At 58.1% G+C, this 16918-nt stretch carries 13 protein-coding genes and 1 pseudogene; 11 read left to right on the forward strand and 3 right to left on the reverse strand.

Features of this window, described 5'->3' with window-relative positions:
* The 10 genes and pseudogenes from ACEQWH_RS04590 to ACEQWH_RS04635 form a co-directional block, all read left to right on the forward strand.
* Window positions 1-244, forward strand: a pseudogene (locus ACEQWH_RS04590) (hypothetical protein); the annotation flags it as partial.
* A 147-nt stretch (window positions 245-391) separates the two neighbouring features.
* On the forward strand, window positions 392-1909 hold the full coding sequence (gene gpmI, locus ACEQWH_RS04595) for a 2,3-bisphosphoglycerate-independent phosphoglycerate mutase (protein WP_370228540.1): 1518 nt from the start codon (window positions 392-394) through the stop codon (window positions 1907-1909).
* A gap of 32 nt (window positions 1910-1941) precedes the next feature.
* The gene (locus ACEQWH_RS04600; protein WP_370228541.1) at window positions 1942-3042 is read left to right on the forward strand and encodes a murein hydrolase activator EnvC; all 1101 of its coding nucleotides are present in this window, start codon (window positions 1942-1944) and stop codon (window positions 3040-3042) included.
* Between the two features lie 2 nt (window positions 3043-3044).
* Complete coding sequence (locus ACEQWH_RS04605; RefSeq protein WP_370228551.1) at window positions 3045-4373, forward strand: S41 family peptidase; 1329 nt, start codon at window positions 3045-3047, stop codon at window positions 4371-4373.
* A 111-nt stretch (window positions 4374-4484) separates the two neighbouring features.
* On the forward strand, window positions 4485-4967 hold the full coding sequence (locus ACEQWH_RS04610) for an RNA pyrophosphohydrolase (protein ID WP_370228542.1): 483 nt from the start codon (window positions 4485-4487) through the stop codon (window positions 4965-4967).
* A 130-nt stretch (window positions 4968-5097) separates the two neighbouring features.
* Complete coding sequence (locus tag ACEQWH_RS04615; RefSeq protein WP_370228543.1) at window positions 5098-8025, forward strand: error-prone DNA polymerase; 2928 nt, start codon at window positions 5098-5100, stop codon at window positions 8023-8025.
* A gap of 93 nt (window positions 8026-8118) precedes the next feature.
* Window positions 8119-8595 carry an SsrA-binding protein SmpB gene (gene smpB, locus ACEQWH_RS04620; RefSeq protein WP_370228544.1) on the forward strand — a complete coding sequence of 159 codons (477 nt, stop codon included), beginning with the start codon at window positions 8119-8121 and terminating at the stop codon, window positions 8593-8595.
* A gap of 635 nt (window positions 8596-9230) precedes the next feature.
* Complete coding sequence (sseA, locus tag ACEQWH_RS04625) at window positions 9231-10088, forward strand: 3-mercaptopyruvate sulfurtransferase (protein WP_370228545.1); 858 nt, start codon at window positions 9231-9233, stop codon at window positions 10086-10088.
* Entirely contained in the window at window positions 10088-11269 is a 1182-nt protein-coding gene (locus ACEQWH_RS04630) for an aromatic amino acid transaminase (protein ID WP_370228546.1), read from the forward strand. The genes sseA and ACEQWH_RS04630 overlap by 1 nt, the downstream gene beginning before the upstream one ends.
* A 298-nt stretch (window positions 11270-11567) precedes the next feature.
* Complete coding sequence (locus ACEQWH_RS04635) at window positions 11568-11960, forward strand: VOC family protein (protein ID WP_370228547.1); 393 nt, start codon at window positions 11568-11570, stop codon at window positions 11958-11960.
* 178 nt (window positions 11961-12138) lie between these two features.
* Here ACEQWH_RS04635 and amt read toward each other — a convergent pair whose 3' ends face one another.
* A complete protein-coding gene (gene amt, locus ACEQWH_RS04640; protein ID WP_370228548.1) occupies window positions 12139-13443 on the reverse strand; it encodes an ammonium transporter in 1305 nt (434 codons plus the stop codon).
* A 29-nt stretch (window positions 13444-13472) separates the two neighbouring features.
* Window positions 13473-13811, reverse strand: coding sequence for a P-II family nitrogen regulator (locus tag ACEQWH_RS04645; RefSeq protein WP_209355191.1), 339 nt, complete (start codon window positions 13809-13811; stop codon window positions 13473-13475).
* A gap of 267 nt (window positions 13812-14078) precedes the next feature.
* Between ACEQWH_RS04645 and ACEQWH_RS04650 the strand changes: the two genes are divergently transcribed.
* Window positions 14079-16244: a transglycosylase domain-containing protein gene (locus ACEQWH_RS04650; protein WP_370228549.1), complete on the forward strand. Its 2166-nt coding sequence runs from the start codon at window positions 14079-14081 to the stop codon at window positions 16242-16244.
* Window positions 16245-16278: 34 nt separating this feature from the next.
* Here ACEQWH_RS04650 and ACEQWH_RS04655 read toward each other — a convergent pair whose 3' ends face one another.
* A complete protein-coding gene (locus ACEQWH_RS04655) occupies window positions 16279-16863 on the reverse strand; it encodes a phospholipid-binding protein MlaC (protein WP_370228550.1) in 585 nt (194 codons plus the stop codon).
* Window positions 16864-16918: the final 55 nt, after the last annotated feature.

A 16918-nucleotide genomic window follows, 5' to 3' on the forward strand; every position in this document is an offset into this window, starting at 1 on the left:
GGCAATCATGCCCGCTGTCGATCAAAGGCGCGGCGGCGTGCATCTGTTGGAAGATGGGTTGCCTGCCTTGCGCAACGTGCGCGACGGGCGTCCGGCAAGCGGTCGCAACTGGATCGGTTTGGTGCCGCGTCAGGCCTATGACGTGCAAAGTGTGGCCCGCATCGCGCTGATGCCTGCATGGTTGGTTCTGTTGATCATTTCCAGCCTGGTGATTGGCGGCTGGTTGCGCGAAGGGCGCAGCTGAGCCCTGCCTGATCTTCGGGTGGACTTCGCCAATCGCTTCCCAATTTTTGCGAATGGACACGACACCGCCGAAGCGTTGCAAATAACGGTTCAAACCAATGGCCTGACAGGGTAAGACCCCAGTAACCCAAGCGCAGGAGCTCTTTGCATGTCCATCCCCAAGCCCGTCGTACTTTGTATTCTGGATGGTTGGGGTCTGAGTGACCGCAGCGAGGGCAATGCCCCTGTGCTGGCGGCAACGCCGACGATGGACGCGATGATGGCCACAAGCCCAAGCGCCACGTTGATCACGCATGGCCCAGACGTTGGATTGCCGAAGGGGCAGATGGGCAACTCTGAAGTGGGTCACACCAACATCGGCGCGGGGCGCGTGGTTGCGATGGATCTGGGACAGATTGATCTGGCCATCGAAGACGGCTCGTTCTTTGAAAACCAGGCGATCCTAGAGTTTGCCGCACAGCTTAAGGCCTCGGGCGGTACCGCGCATCTGTTGGGGGTTCTGTCAGATGGGGGTGTGCATGGCCATATCACCCATGTTTTGGCCGCTGTTAAAGCCTTGGTCGATCAGGGCGTGCCTGTCGTACTGCATGCCATTGCGGATGGCCGCGACGTGGCGCCGCAATCTATCGAAACCTATCTGGACGCATTGACCGCAGGCCTGCCAGATGGCGCCCGCGTGGGCACGCTGACCGGACGTTATTTCGCCATGGACCGCGACAACCGGTGGGAGCGGGTCTCGCAGGCGTATAAGGCGATGATTTCCGGTGAAGGCCTACACTCAGACCGCATAGACACTGCGATTTCCGAGGCCTATGCGCGCGGCGAAAGCGATGAATTCATTCAGGCTACGGTGCTTGGCGACTATGCGGGGGCCTCAGATGGGGACGGCATCTTCTGTTTGAATTTCAGGGCCGACCGCGCGCGCGAAATTCTTGCCGCAATGGGTCAGCCCGGTTTTTCAGAGTTCGACACGGGGCAGCGACCACAGCTGACCATGCTGGGGATGGTCGATTACTCGGACGATCACAAAACCTATATGACCTCTGCCTATCCCAAAAAAGAAATCGTCAACACGTTGGGCGAGTGGGTTGCCAAGCAGGGCAAGACGCAGTTCCGGCTGGCAGAAACTGAGAAATACCCGCATGTGACCTTTTTCCTGAACGGCGGTGCCGAGACCCCGTCTGAGGGCGAAGACCGCTTCATGCCAAAGTCGCCCAAAGTTGCGACTTATGATCTGCAGCCCGAAATGTCGTCATCAGAGGTGACAGAGAGGTTTGTTGCAGCGATTGAGGCTGGCTATGACCTGATCGTCACCAATTACGCCAACCCTGATATGGTTGGACATACCGGCGATCTGAATGCGGCGATGGCGGCCTGTGCGGCGGTCGATACCGGTTTGGGCGCGGTGCAAGCGGCCTTGGAGAAAGCGGGCGGCACAATGATCGTGACCGCAGACCACGGCAATTGCGAGGTGATGATTGACCCCGAAACCGGAGGGCCACATACCGCGCATACCACCAACCTCGTACCTGTGATCCTGGTGAATGGACCTGACGGGGCCACCCTGAAAGCGGGCCGTCTGGCTGACCTTGCCCCAAGCCTTCTGGATCTGATGGGTCTGCCGCAGCCCGAAGAGATGACCGGGGAGAGCCTGATTCAACGATGAGATTTTGCGCGGCCCTCCTTGCGCTGTGCCTTATGGCGTCAGTTGCCGTCGCACAAAGCGACGCCGCGCAAGAAGCGCGTGATGCCGCACGTGATCTCGAGGAAGCCGCCGTTGCATTGCAACAGGCAGAAACGTCGCGCAATCGGATCAAAGCCCTGACGCTTGTGGTGCAGTCGTACGAAGACGGCTTGGCGGCTCTGCGCGAAGGCCTGCGCCGCGCGGTGATCCGCCAACAACGTCTTGAGGCTCAGCTGGTGCAACAAGAGGCCGAAATCGCGCGTCTGATTGGTGTGTTGCAGACCCTTGGCAACAACAACAGCCCGACGTTGTTTCTGCATCCTCAGGGTCCAACAGGTACCGCCCGTGCAGGCATGATGCTGGCCGATGTGATGCCCGCGCTGAATGCCGAAGCCGCCATCGTGCGTGATGCATTGCAAGAAGTCGAAATCCTGCGTCAGCTTCAATTGGGTGCCGCAGATACGTTGCAATCAGGTCTGGACGGTGCGCAGGCCGCGCGCACGGCCTTGTCCAAAGCAATCTCTGATCGCACCGATCCGCCAAAGCGTTTTACCGAAGATCCGGTGCAAACGGCCCTCTTGATCGCCGCGACAGAAACCCTCGAAGGCTTTGCCAGCGGGTTAACCGATATGTCCCCGGAACCCGAGGGCCTTGCGCCGCTGCCGGATATTTCGCACCGGCGGGGCAAGCTGGACCTGCCCCTGGATGCGCAGATCCTGCTGTATCCCGATGAAACCGATGCCAGCGGTGTTACGCGCCCCGGTATCACCCTTGCGACACCGGCCAATATGCTGGTGGCCAGTCCCGTGGCCGCAACGATCCGCTATCGCGGTCCGCTTTTGGATTTGGGCAACGTCATCGTCCTAGAGCCCCAACCGGGCCTGCTGTTTGTCTATGCAGGGCTTGGATCGGTCTTTGGCGAAGTCGGAGAAGTCATTCCAACTGGTGCGCCATTGGGGTTAATGGGCGGAAAAGATCCGAATTTAGATGCCATTCTGTCACAGTCTAGTGAGGCCTCTGGTCAGGACCGCACAGAAACGCTCTATATAGAAGTCAGAGATGGAAAAACCCCGGTCACTCCCGGCGCGTGGTTCCACATCAACAAGGATAGATGAGTATGAGAAGATTTGTCGTGGCCGCGCTGGGCGGTACTTTGGCCGGTATTCTGGCGACGACCCAGGTTGCGGGCCCGCTGCTTGCTCAGGACAGCGCTGACAATGCAAGCGTCTATGAACAGCTGGACCTGTTTGGTGATATTTTCGAACGGATCCGCAGCCAGTATGTCGAAGATGTGGATGAAGGCGATCTGATCGAGGCTGCGATCAACGGTATGCTGACATCGCTGGACCCGCATTCAAGCTATCTGTCACCGGATGACGCCGCGCAAATGCGCCTGCAGACCCGCGGTGAATTTGGCGGCTTGGGCATCGAAGTGACCCAGGAAGAGGGCTTTGTGAAAGTCGTTTCTCCGATCGATGGAACACCCGCCTCCGAGGCTGGCATCGAAGCGGGCGATTTCATCACGCATGTGGATGGTGAAAGCGTCCTTGGCCTGACCCTTGATGAAGCGGTCGACCTGATGCGCGGTCCCGTGGGGTCCGAGATCATCATCACCGTAGCGCGCGAAGGCGAAACCGAACCGTTCGACGTCTCGATCATTCGCGACACAATCAAACTGACCGCCGTTCGCTCGCGCACCGAAGGCGACTCGATCGTCCTGCGGGTGACGACGTTTAACGATCAGACGACGCCCAACCTTGAGGAAGGCATCGCTGAACAGATCGAAGCGGCCGGTGGTATCGAAAACATCAATGGCCTTGTGCTGGACTTGCGCAACAACCCCGGTGGTCTTCTGACCCAGGCGATCCGCGTCTCAGATGCGTTCCTTGAAAAAGGCGAGATCGTGTCCACGCGCGGTCGCTACGTCGAAGACGGCGAGCGGTTCAACGCGACTCCGGGCGATTTGATGCAGGGCAAACCGATCGTTGTGCTGATCAACGGCGGCTCGGCTTCGGCCTCTGAAATCGTGGCGGGTGCTTTGAAAGATCACCGTCGCGCAATCGTGGTGGGCACCAAGAGCTTTGGCAAAGGGTCCGTGCAAACGGTCATGCCTCTGCGCGGCGAAGGCGCAATGCGCTTGACCACCGCGCGCTATTACACGCCATCGGGCCGTTCCATTCAGGCGCTTGGCGTGTCTCCGGACATCGTGGTTGAACAACCCCGCCGCCAGCCACAGGCAGAGGAAGAGGAAGAGCGTCGTACACGTTCCGAGGCGGACCTGCGCGGCAGCTTGGGCAATGACAGCCTGAGCGAAGACGAGATCCGTCAGATCGAAGAGGACCGCGCCCTGGCCGAGGCCTCAGCGCAACTGCGTGAAGACGATTATCAACTCGCTTATGCGATCGATATTCTCAAAGGCCTCAGCGCGCTGGTTCCTCAGGAATAATCGCGACTGTGCAACTGTTGAAACGCCCCGCTTGGTCGGGGCGTTTTTCTTTGTGCCCTTGCTCCCGCCAAAGCCATGCGCTTTAAACGCGCCACAGCTCAGGAGCCGCCCATGACACCCGAAGACATCGCCAAACTCCCATATCGCCAGAACGTCGGAGTGATGCTGGTCAACGCATCCGGTCATGCGTTCGTTGGTCAGCGTATGGACAGCGAGGTAGCCGCCTGGCAGATGCCGCAAGGTGGCATCGACAAAGGCGAGACCCCAGCCGAGGCAGCCCTGCGCGAACTCGAAGAAGAAACCGGCGTGTCGCCGGATCTGGTGACGCCTCTGGCCGAATCTGACGGCTGGATCGCCTATGATCTGCCCCATGATCTGGTGCCAAAAATCTGGAAAGGCCGCTTCAAGGGGCAGGAACAGAAATGGTTCCTCTACCGCTTTCACGGCACCGACGATCAAGTCAATATCGTGGTCGAGCATCAGGAATTCTCAGAGTGGTGTTGGCTGCCAGTAGACGAGCTGGTTGCCAATATCGTGCCCTTCAAACGCGCGGTTTATGAACAGGTTGTCGCCGAGTTCACACCCTATATCTAAGACGATCCGCCACACGCGTTGCCCTGGGGGCAGGGCGGTCGTCGGGTTTCATCTTGTCAAAAATACTCAAAACCCAACCGTTGTTATTTTTTGACTCCAAAAAGAACAAAATAAGAACATATAATGAGGCATGCCGGTTGAACTTTGCGCCATGTCCAATTTTACCTTCCTCACCGGGGCCAGCCACCCCGAGGAATACATGCGCCGTGCGCTTGAGGTGGGCCTCAGCGCCATCGCCATTGCGGATGACAATTCGGTGGCAGGGATTGTGCGCGCCTATACCGAGGCCAAGGATATTGCCCGCCGGGTGACAGAGCGGCGGCGCTTTGACGAGGCTCATGGGCTGATCGGCCCGCCTAAACCCTCTGGTATCCCTGATCCTGTCTCTTTCCCAATCTATGACGTCCCGCGTCTGATCCCGGCCGCGCGTCTGCTGTTTGAAGACGCAGCCCCCGTTGTCGCCCTGCCGATCAACCGCAAGGGCTGGGGCAGCCTGTGCCGGATCCTCTCGCTTGGACGGCTCAGGGCCGAGAAGGGCAGCTGTCTGCTCAGGCTCGAAGACTTGGTGACTCATCACGACGGGCTGCATGTGATCCTGCAACCGACCCCCGAGGCGCATCATCAGCCACGCGGCGCGAGCGCGTGGGAGCAGCAAGCCAAACGTCTGACGCGCCGCTTTGCAGGCCGTCTCGATGTGATGCTGGCCCCGCGCTATGACGGGCAGGATGCGCCGCGGTTTGCGGCGCTGGCGGAACGGGCAGCCCATCTGGACCTGCCGATTGTGGCCTCTTGCGTGCCCCGGATGCACCATGGGCGACGGCGCAAGCTGGCGGATGTGCTGGCGGCGGTGCGCTCGGGCTGCAAGGTCGAGGCGCTGGGGCGTGAGGCGCTGGCGCATTCTGAGCACCGGTTGCGCAGCGCGCGTGACATGGCGCGGATCTTTCAAGATCACCCAGAGGCCCTGACCCGCACCGAGGCGCTGGCAGACAGATTGACGTTTTCGCTCTCTGAGCTGCGGTATGAATATCCATCCGAGGTGGCACAGGGGGAAAGCGCGACAGAACGGCTGACGCGACTGGCCTATGAGGGCTTGAAGTGGCGCTATAAATACGGCGCGCCCGAGCGGGTGCGCGGGATGCTGGAACACGAGCTGGCCCTGATCGCCAAGCTGGACTACGAGCCCTATTTCCTGACCGTCCGCGACATCGTCCATTTCGCCCGTTCGCGCGATATTCTGTGTCAGGGGCGCGGATCGGCGGCCAATTCCGTCGTCTGTTATTGCCTTGGGATTACCTCGGTCAGCCCTGAAATCGGGACCATGGTCTTTGAACGCTTTGTGTCCGAGGCCCGCGACGAGCCGCCTGATATCGACGTTGATTTTGAACACGAGCGGCGCGAAGAGGTGATCCAGTGGATCTATGAGCGCTATGGCCGCCACCGGGCGGGGCTTTGTGCGACTGTAGTGCATTATCGCGGAAAACGCGCTATCCGCGAGGTCGGCCGCGCGATGGGGCTGACCGAGGATACGATCTCGGCGCTCAGTTCTCAGCTTTGGGGGTTCTTTTCCGCCAACGGGCTCGAAGAACACCGGATGCGGGAAATCGGTTTGGACCCAACGGACAAGCGTTTGGTGCAGACCATGGCGCTGGTCTATGAGGTGATCGGCTTCCCCCGCCACCTCAGTCAGCACGTCGGCGGATTTATCGTCACCGAAGGCCGCCTGGACGAGTTGGTGCCGATTGAAAATGCCAGTATGGAGGACCGCACGGTCATCTGCTGGGACAAAGACGATATCGAGAGCCTGGGCATCCTGAAGGTGGATGTTCTCAGCCTTGGGATGTTGACCTGCATCCGCAAGGCCTTTGATCTGATGACCCGCCACCACGGCATCAGCTATACGCTGTCCTCGCTGCCGCAAGAGGATCCGGCGGTCTATGACATGCTCTGTGCGGCGGATTCCATTGGTGTGTTTCAGGTGGAAAGCCGGGCGCAGATGAACTTCCTGCCCCGTATGCGCCCGCGTCATTTTTATGATCTGGTGATCGAGGTCGCGATTATCCGTCCGGGGCCCATTCAGGGGGATATGGTGCACCCCTATATCCGGCGCAGGAATGGCGAAGAAAAGGTCGAGTTTCCCTCTGACGCGCTGGGCGAGGTGCTGGGCAAAACCCTTGGGGTGCCGCTGTTTCAGGAACAGGCCATGCAGATCGCCATTATTGGGGCCGGGTTTTCCCCCGAAGAGGCCGATCGCCTGCGCCGCTCTCTGGCGACCTTTAAGAAACACGGCAATGTCAGTGAATTCCGCACGCGGTTTATGCGGGGGATGAAAAAGAACGGCTATGACGAGGATTTCGCCGCACGTTGCTTTTCCCAGATCGAGGGCTTTGGATCCTATGGCTTCCCCGAAAGCCATGCGGCCAGCTTTGCGCTGTTGGTCTATGCCAGTGCCTGGATCAAATGCCACCATCCGGGGATCTTTGCCTGTGCCTTGCTGAATTCCCAGCCGATGGGGTTTTATGCCCCCGCTCAGATCGTACGTGATGCGCGCGAACACGGGGTGACCGTGCGCCCGGTCGATATCAATGAAAGCTTCTGGGACAATGTGATGGAACCTGACGGGCAGGGCGGTTTGGCCCTGCGGCTGGGGCTCCGGCAAATCAAAGGCATCCGCGAAGAAGACGCGGCCTGGATCACTGCGGCGCGGGGTAACGGCTATCTGAGCGTAGAAGAGGTCTGGCGTCGCGCAGGCATTGGCCCCTCGGTCATCACACGATTGGCCGAGGCCGATGTCTTTGCCGGTCTGGGGTTTGCACGACGCGAGGCCCTATGGGAGGCCAAGGCGATCCGGTCTGAAAAGCCTCTGCCACTGTTTGAAAGCGATATGGATGGAGAGGCGATCTTTGAAGCGCCCGCGTCTTTGCCCCAGATGACCTTGGGCGAGCAGGTCGTCGAGGATTATGTCTCGATGCGGCTGAGCCTCAAGGCGCACCCTGTGGCGCTGTTGCGCGATCAACTGACCCCCGCCCCAAAGGGGCGCAGGGCGCCACAAACGCCTTAGACACCAGAAAGCACGGGTTGTTTGCAACAGCTGCGTCCCCATATGGGGAATCCGATGGACAGCCCAAACGCGCAGATGTAAGCAAGCCCGACTATGGCCAAGAAACCGAAATCAGACCCAAACTACAAAGTGATCGCCGAGAACCGGCGGGCACGGTTTGACTATGCCATCGAGGACGATATCGAATGCGGTGTGGTTCTGATGGGGTCAGAGGTGAAAAGCCTGCGCTCTGGGGGATCCAATATCGCCGAGAGCTATGCCGAGGTCAAAGACGGCGAGCTGTGGCTCGTGAACTCATATATCGCGCCCTATGACCGGGCGATGTTCGCCCATTTGGAACGCCGTCGCCGCAAGCTGTTGGTAAGCAAGCGCGAGCTGGCGCGGCTGTGGAACGAGACCCAGCGCAAAGGTATGACGATCGTACCGATGGTGATGTATTTCAACCATAAGGGTTTTGTGAAACTTAAGGTCGGCATCGCCAAAGGTAAAAAGCTGCATGACAAACGCGCGACCGAGGCAAAGCGCGATTGGGGCCGACAAAAGCAACGGCTGCTGCGTCACCGCGACTGAGCACGATCCCGACGATTGATATCGGACATGAAATGAAGCTGGGTGAAGTTTGCCCTGCGTGAAGGCGTGCCGATCAGCAGAGTGTCAGGATATGGCGGCTTGGATATTCCAAAGAAAATCCCCATGCTGCCGAGGCAGCATGGGGGCACTCGTAACTCCCTGGCACTCGTAATACGGTCCGCATCTAAGGCGGAATTCCTGGAGCTCTGTACGCCGTTCGTAAAATTCGCACGTTGGGCGCGCAGGCGGCAGCATGAAACATTAGAGCTGCCATAAACACGCATAAGTTAGCGGTTAATCCTTTGCTTGAAAACAAGTTTCTTTGGATTAATTACACGCTTGGGTAAAGAAATCGCTAAACTCTACAGTGTCTTTGAGTGAGAAATCTTTTGAAATTAAGATGTTAGGTGGCTTTTTTTGCCGATCTGTATGTATGATCTGTACGCTTGGTTCTTGTGCAGGCTGCAATTTTATCACTAGACAACAGTAATTTCAGCAACTTTAGGTTGATTGGCTTCCTCCTTGTCTTGCATGATTCTGCCCCCAAGACGGGAGACCCCGGAATTTCCCAAGCTTCCCTTGCGACTCTCTGCCTCTGGTAGTAGGCAATGCGAGGTTTCCTTGAAGGGTAAAACATGTCTCAGGATGATCCTAAAACACTGGTGTCCACGGCCTGGTTGAACGCGAACCTGAAAGATCCGGATCTACGCATTCTGGACGCGTCCTGGTATCTGCCAACGGACCCCCGCGACCCCAAGGCTGAATATGATGCGGCCCACATCCCGGGCGCGCGGTTTTTCGACATCGAAGAGATTTCGGACCATCGCTCCAACCTGCCCCATATGGTGCCGCCAGTAGAGAAATTCCTGTCCCGCATCCGCGCGCTTGGCGTCGGCGATGGCCACCAGATTGTGGTCTATGACGGCGCGGGGTTGTTTTCTGCCGCGCGTGTGTGGTGGCTGTTTAAATTGATGGGGCATGACGACATCGCAGTGCTGGATGGCGGTCTGCCAAAATGGACCTCCGAAGGCCGTCCGGTCACGGACGAGCCGCCAGTGATCCGCGACCGCCATATGTTTGCGCGCACGCGCGATGAGATGGTCAAGGACGTGACCGAAGTAAGTCGTGCGTCCAAATTGATGGATCACGTCATCATCGATGCCCGTGCAGCGGATCGCTTCAAAGGCGAAGCCGCCGAGCCACGCCCCGGAATGAGGGCGGGCCACATTCCAAACTCTCGGAACGTGCCGTTTACGACGCTGTTGAATGCCGACAAAACCATGAAAGACCCAGCCGAGCTGAAAGCGATTTTCGAGGCCGCTGGTGTCGACCTGTCCAAGCCCGCGATCACCTCGTGCGGGTCGGGTGTGACGGCCGCGGTTTTGTGTCTGGCCATGGAGCGGTTCGGCAAAACCGACCACGCCTTATATGATGGATCTTGGACTGAATGGGGTGCGTTCCCCACAGTCCCAATCGCCACTGGAGAAGCATGATGCTTAGCAATCTCAAAGCGCAACCTGCCGATAAAATCTTGGCCCTCATGGCGTCGTATCGCGAAGATCCGCGCCCGGTAAAAGTCGACCTTGGAGTCGGCGTTTATAAGAACGCAGAAGGCGTGACGCCTGTGATGCGGGCCGTCAAAGAAGCAGAGCGCCGTCTGGTCGAAACGCAAGACACCAAAAGCTATGTCGCGCTGGCCGGAGATCCTGCCTATGCCGATGCGATGGTTGGCCTGATCCTGGGCGAAAGCGTTGCACGTGAAAAAATCGCAGCGGCGGGCACTCCGGGTGGCACGGGCGCTGTGCGTCAGGCTTTTGAGCTGATCAAAATGGCCAACCCATCTGCCAAAGTTCACGTGTCCAACCCGACGTGGCCGAATCACGTGTCGATCCTGAACTACGTGGGCATCGAAACCGTGTCCTATCGGTATTTTGACACGGAAACACGCGGCGTTGATTTTGACGGCATGATCGAAGACCTCGGCAAAGCGGCCGAAGGCGACGTGGTGCTTTTGCACGGCTGCTGTCACAACCCAACCGGTGCCAACCTGAACCTCACTCAGTGGCAAAAGGTCGTAGACTTGATCAATGAGAAGAAATTGGTGGCCATGGTGGACATCGCCTATCAAGGCTTTGGCGACGGTCTGGAAGAAGATGCGCAGGCGGTGCGTCTGGTTGCATCATCGGTGTCTAACGCCTTGATCGCGGGCAGCTGTTCGAAGAACTTCGGGATCTATCGCGAGCGCACCGGTATTCTGATGGCGATCTCGGCGGATGCGGATACGGCGATCCTGCAGCAGAACCTGAACTTCCTGAACCGCCAGAACTTCTCTTTCCCACCAGACCACGGCGCGCGCGTCGTGACCACCATTCTGACCGACCCTGCGCTGCGCGCGGATTGGGCGGCAGAGCTGGAAGAGGTGCGTCTGTCGATGCTTGGTCTGCGCGAGCAGCTGGCCGAAGAACTGCGGGCGCTGTCTGGATCAGACCGTTTCGGGTTCATCGCGCAGCACCGCGGCATGTTCAGCCAGATCGGCACCACGCCAGAGCTGGTTGAAAAAATGCGGGTCGACAGCGGTATCTATATGGTCAGCGACAGCCGCATGAATATTGCGGGTCTGAACGACAAATCAGTGCCAATTCTGGCAAAAGCAATTGTCGACGCAGGCGTCTAAGCCTCTGTGACATTTAGGGAAAAGGCGCTCCGATTTGGGGCGCCTTTTTTCGTGCGCAAAAAAATGCGCCGATCTGCGACGGAAACGCAGGGCACGTGCGTAAAACCCTATGTGAGCAACACAGAGGGTGACTTTCGAGCAGATCCCCACAAAGCGGTAGGCCTTCCTGTCCCCGATCTATCGCTTTGTTGTGTCACAAAGCTTCTGTCTTTTGCCAGAAGCGGCTATCGCTACGTGACACATGGCCCGGGCCTCGTGCCCGGGTTCTTTTTTTGGTGCTATGTTTGTCGGAGCTAAAATGCAGTCACTTGCTCATATTTCGCTGGTTGTTCGGGACTATGACGAAGCAATCAGATTCTATGTCGATGTGCTTGGCTTTACTTTGGTGGCCGATGAATATCAGCCCGAACAGGACAAGCGCTGGGTTGTTGTCCGTCCTGACGGCGGAGGCTGTTCCATCGTGCTTGGCCGCGCGGTTGATGATGCGCAGGCGGCGTTTATCGGCAATCAGGCTGGTGGCCGCGTTATACTGTTTCTGCAAACCGATGATTTCTGGCGCGACTATGAGGCCTATCGGGCGCGCGGCGTTGCGTTTGAGCGTGAGCCGGTAAAGCAGCCATATGGCACAGTTGCCGTTTTCAAAGACCTCTATGGGAACCTTTGGGATCTGATCGAGTTCGCTGACGCATAAACGCCGCGACACCTCGATGCGCGGGGTTGGAGCCCTTGGTCGCCCCCAAAAAGCAACCCGCTAGAACTAACTTACGCGCTGGATGCCCGCGTAGACAAAAGCGCCAATGGTCACATAGGGCGCCAAATAAAAAACCCGGGCCGTTGGCCCGGGTCAATTCTTTTATGGAAGCTAAGGCTTAGCCTTTGTTGATGTCGTAGGCTTCCATACCCAGTTCGGACATGTCCAGACCGGTGATCTCTGCTTCTTCGCTGACACGGATGCCCATGACGGCTTTCAGGATAACCCACAGGATCAGGGACGCTACGAAGGTGAAGACACCGTATGCGATGATACCTGTGATCTGTGCGCCGATGGTTGCAGAGCCAGAGAACGCAACTGCAATGGTGCCCCAGATACCTGCGATCAAGTGAACAGGGATCGCGCCAACCACGTCGTCGATTTTGAACTTGTCCAGCATTGGGACAGTCAGAACCACGATGATACCGCCTACGCCACCGATCAGCAGAGAGCCGAACAGAGATGGTGCCAGAGGCTCGGCTGTGATGGACACGAGGCCCGCCAGTGCGCCGTTCAGAACCATGGTCAGGTCAGGCTTTTTGTACAGGATCTGTGTTGCGATCAGAGCCACAACTGCACCTGCTGCTGCTGCCATGTTGGTGTTGGCAAAGATACGGCCTACGTCGGTGATGTCGCCAACGGTGCCAGCTGCCAGCTGAGAGCCGCCGTTGAAGCCGAACCAACCGAGCCACAGGATGAATGTACCCAGTGTTGCGAGGGCGAGGTTAGAACCAGGCATTGGAACGGTTTTGCCGTCTTTGTATTTGCCGATACGTGGGCCAAGCACGATCGCACCTGCCAGAGCGGCCCAGCCACCTACAGAGTGAACAACGGTGGAACCAGCAAAGTCAGAGAAACCCAGCTCGGACAACCAGCCGCCGCCCCACTGCCAAGAGCCAGTGATTGGGTAGAGGATACCTGTCAGAACGACCACGAAGATCAGGAATGGCCAGAGTTTGATACGTTCCGCCAGCGCACCGGACACGATGGACGCGGTTGCAGCAACAAACATCAGCTGGAAGAAGAAGTCAGAGGCAACGGAGGCATAGTCCAGAGCCGCATCAGACGCCGCCAGACCAACAGGTTCCAGTACAGTTGGAACGAAGTTGAAGGCGAAGTAGCCGTTGAAGTCACCTGGGTACATCAGGTTGAAGCCAACCAGCCAGTACATGATCGCCGCAATAGAGAACAGCGCGACGTTTTTGGTCAGCTGCATGGCGACGTTCTTGGAGCGCACAAGGCCCGCTTCGAGCATCGCAAAGCCCGCTGCCATCCAGAAAACAAGGAAACCGCCCACAAGGAACAGTAGGGTGGTCATGATATATGGGCCGATTTCATCAAAGCCCGGTGCGTCCTGTGCGAACGCAGCCACTGGCAGCACGGTAAGTGCGGCAGCAGCGCTGAGTGTCTTTAGAGATTTCATGATAGGATATTCCCTTTGTCAGAGCGCTCTTACAGCGCGTCTTCGTTGGTTTCGCCGGTCCGCACACGTACGGCCTGTGCGACGTCCAGAACAAAAATCTTACCGTCGCCGATTTTGCCGGTGCGCGCGGTGTTTGAGATGGTTTCGACAACCTGGTCGACCATGGAGGCCGCGACGACGAGCTCCAGTTTGACCTTCGGGACGAAGTTCACGGTGTATTCCGCACCGCGATAAATTTCTGTGTGGCCAGATTGAGCGCCAAAGCCCTTAATCTCGGTAACCATGAGGCCGCGCACGCCGATCTCGGTCAGCGCCTCGCGGACCTCCTCGAGTTTGAACGGCTTAATCGTTGCAATAATCAGTTTCACCCTGATCCCCTTTCCTGTGGCTCATCGACGTCAATCGCCGTCAAGTCAGTACGACGGCAGAAAAACCCGCTAGAGAGGCTGAATCGAAGGGTAAGCGGCCATGTTGCGCTCAAATTTGGGGCGAATTTGCACAATTTTTGCACTTTTTGCTGCGCGCGCACAAAAAATAGGCGAAAATTAAAGCGATCTTCCGCTTACTCGCCGCTCTACATTTCCGCTTTCCTTAGTTAAAATGCCCCCAATTAAGACCTTCGAGCAGCCAAACACATGCGTGATTCCATGAAAAAGAAGACGCCCCTTGTGGCTGATAACCGCTATGGCACCAAGCGGAAGACGAAGGGCAAACCGGCTCAGAAGCCCGGTGCAAAATCCAAAAAGACGACAACCAAAGCCAAACGCGGCAGCGCGCGACGCAAGACGCAGGCCCCCAAACGTAGCCTTCTTGGGCGGCTCTGGGCTTGGCTTTGGGGGCTGATCTGGACGATCACATGGCGGGTCGTGATGGTTGTCGCGACGATCATCGGGCTGGCAGTTGGTTATCAGTATGTTCTGCTGCCCGACCTGGATGCCTTGCTGGATGGCCGCGCGCAGGGCTCTGTGACTTTGATGGATCGCAACGGCGATGTGTTCGCCTGGCGCGGGGATCAGTTTGGCGGGGTCGTAACCGCGACCTCTGTGTCACCGCACCTTAAGAATGCGGTCGTCGCCACCGAAGAAAAACGGTTCTACCGTCACTTTGGCGTCAGCCCGCGCGGTGTGGCCTCGGCCGTGCGCATCAACCTCAGCGAGGGGCGCGGGCCACTGCAGGGTCACGGCGGCTCGACCATCACGCAGCAGACAGCGAAACTGCTGTGTCTTGGCGTTGAATTTGACAAGGACCAATGGGACAGCGAGGCGGCTTATGTTGCAGACTGCCGCCGCACCTCGATGTCGCGCAAAATCACCGAAGCCATCTATGCACTGGCGATGGAGGCCAAATATACCAAGGACGAGATCCTCTCGATCTATCTGAACCGCGCCTATATGGGCGGGGGTGCTTATGGGGTCGAGGCCGCCGGTCAGGTCTATTTCGGCAAGAATGCCGCCGAACTAAGCCCCGCAGAAAGCGCCATGATCGCAGGTCTGCTGACCGCGCCCACACGTCTGGCGCCGACCAACAATCTGGAACGCAGTCAGGACCGCGCCGCGACCATCCTGCGCCTGATGCACGAACAGGACTATTTGGACGCACAACAGACGCTGTTCTGGCAAGAGAACCCCGCCACGCTGTCTGAGGCGGCGCAGGCCAAGGCAGGCGGGTATTTCGCGGATTGGATCATGCGTCCCGAGAACCTGCCGGATTTCCTCGGCCAAAACACAACTGAGGATGTCATCATTCAGACCACGTTGGATCAACGGATCCAGACAGCCGCCGAAGAGGGGCTGCAATGGGTGTTTGAAAACAACGTCCGTAAAGGCTCTGAGGCGCAGGCGGCCGTCGTCGTCATGTCCGCCGATGGCGCGGTACGCGCGATGATCGGAGGGCGGCAGACAAAGGTCAGCGGCGCGTTCAACCGCGCGGTTCAGGCCAAACGCCAGACTGGATCTGCGTTTAAGCCATTTGTCTATGGAACGGCGCTGGATCTGGGCTACAGCCACAACGATCTGGTGATGGACGCGCCGTTGTGTCTGAACATTCCTGGCTCTGGCGAATGGTGCCCGCGCAACTACACGAATGAGTATTATGGCGACGTGTCGCTGGAGTGGGCACTGGCCAATTCGTTGAATATCCCTGCCGTAAAGATCTCGGAATCCGTCGGGCGCGAAAATGTCCGCAAAGTGGCGTCGGATTTTGGTATTGAAAGCGATCTGGCCGATGGCCCTGCGCTGGCATTGGGCGCGTCTGAGAGTTCCCTGCTAGAGATGACAGGCGCCTATGCCGGAATTCTGAACGGCGGCTCGTCGGTGACGCCCTACGGTCTGGTCGAGCTGCGCTTGCAGGGCGAAGACGAACCGATGATGGGCACCGCCGGTGGCATTGGCGAGCGGGTCATCACCGAGAGCGCAGCGCGTGAACTGATCTATATGATGACGAAAGTCGTCTCAGAAGGCAGTGGCACGCGCGCGCAACTGCCGGGCTGGGAAGTCGCTGGCAAGACGGGCACCACCAGTGCGGCCAAGGATGCGTGGTTTATCGGTTTTACCGCGGACTATGTGACTGGCGTGTGGATGGGTTATGACGACAACACACCTCTGACCGGCGTGACCGGCGGCGGCCTGCCTGCAGAAATCTGGAAGCAGATCATGACCCGCGTGAGCGACGGCGAACCTGCGCGCAGTCTGCCAGGCTTCACGCCGTCAACAAATGCCAATCGCGTGCCGGACCCGGTGAATAACAATCGAGAGAACGTTCTGGAACAACTGCTGCGCGGCATATTGGGCGGTGGCAACTAGCCACCGCTGCGCGCTTTGGGACGTGAGAGTTGCGTTAGCCGAACTTGCGCAGATCCGCGATCAGCGCATCCAGATCACCGCCACGTTTATCCAGCATCGCGCCGATTTCAGATTTTTCCGAAAGACGCAGGCTGATGCCTTCGACGATCAGGTCAAAGAACAGGTTCTTGCCGGTGCGGTTCGAGACCAGAAAATCGACGGCAAACGGCGACTGACCGGGAAGGTCGGCCACGGTTTCGACGCGGAAATAGTTCTTTTCCTTCTTGGCATTTTGAACAACGATCTGACCTCCTTTGAACTCGTTAAAGCGGCGACCGTATTTGCCTGAGATATATTTGGTAAAGGCGCTGACATACTGCGTCCGTTGCGCCGCGCTCATGCGGCGGGCGTCTGGCCCCAATGCGGATCCGGCGATCCAGGCCACGTCTGCGTGCCGTTTGAAGATGCCTTCAAAGTCCCGCACCATGTGGGTGACGGATTTACCAGAGGCGATCACCTGATTGATGTCGGTGACAACCTTATCCACCAACACACGCGCTTCGCCCGTAGACAATGCAAAGGCCGACGCCGGCATCAGAGCCAGTGCAGCGCCAGAAGCAAGGAACATACGACGTTTCATCAAAACACCTATTGAGCAAAAGGATCCGCGAAGGGATCTGCAAATGGGTCTACGT

The sequence above is a fragment of the Cognatishimia sp. genome, from assembly GCF_964229375.1.
Taxonomy (GTDB): Bacteria; Pseudomonadota; Alphaproteobacteria; order Rhodobacterales; family Rhodobacteraceae; genus Cognatishimia.

What these genes read in the sequence shown, in the direction of transcription:
- ACEQWH_RS04650 (WP_370228549.1), top strand. Translation starts at nt 14,079, where the DNA reads ATGCGTGATTCCATGAAAAAGAAGACGCCCCTTGTGGCTGATAACCGC.
- smpB (WP_370228544.1), top strand. Translation starts at nt 8,119, where the DNA reads ATGGCCAAGAAACCGAAATCAGACCCAAACTACAAAGTGATCGCCGAG.
- gpmI (WP_370228540.1), top strand. Translation starts at nt 392, where the DNA reads ATGTCCATCCCCAAGCCCGTCGTACTTTGTATTCTGGATGGTTGGGGT.
- amt (WP_370228548.1), bottom strand. Translation starts at nt 13,443, where the DNA reads ATGAAATCTCTAAAGACACTCAGCGCTGCTGCCGCACTTACCGTGCTG.
- ACEQWH_RS04615 (WP_370228543.1), top strand. Translation starts at nt 5,098, where the DNA reads ATGCCGGTTGAACTTTGCGCCATGTCCAATTTTACCTTCCTCACCGGG.
- ACEQWH_RS04630 (WP_370228546.1), top strand. Translation starts at nt 10,088, where the DNA reads ATGCTTAGCAATCTCAAAGCGCAACCTGCCGATAAAATCTTGGCCCTC.
- ACEQWH_RS04635 (WP_370228547.1), top strand. Translation starts at nt 11,568, where the DNA reads ATGCAGTCACTTGCTCATATTTCGCTGGTTGTTCGGGACTATGACGAA.
- ACEQWH_RS04610 (WP_370228542.1), top strand. Translation starts at nt 4,485, where the DNA reads ATGACACCCGAAGACATCGCCAAACTCCCATATCGCCAGAACGTCGGA.
- sseA (WP_370228545.1), top strand. Translation starts at nt 9,231, where the DNA reads ATGTCTCAGGATGATCCTAAAACACTGGTGTCCACGGCCTGGTTGAAC.
- ACEQWH_RS04605 (WP_370228551.1), top strand. Translation starts at nt 3,045, where the DNA reads ATGAGAAGATTTGTCGTGGCCGCGCTGGGCGGTACTTTGGCCGGTATT.
- ACEQWH_RS04655 (WP_370228550.1), bottom strand. Translation starts at nt 16,863, where the DNA reads ATGAAACGTCGTATGTTCCTTGCTTCTGGCGCTGCACTGGCTCTGATG.
- ACEQWH_RS04600 (WP_370228541.1), top strand. Translation starts at nt 1,942, where the DNA reads ATGGCGTCAGTTGCCGTCGCACAAAGCGACGCCGCGCAAGAAGCGCGT.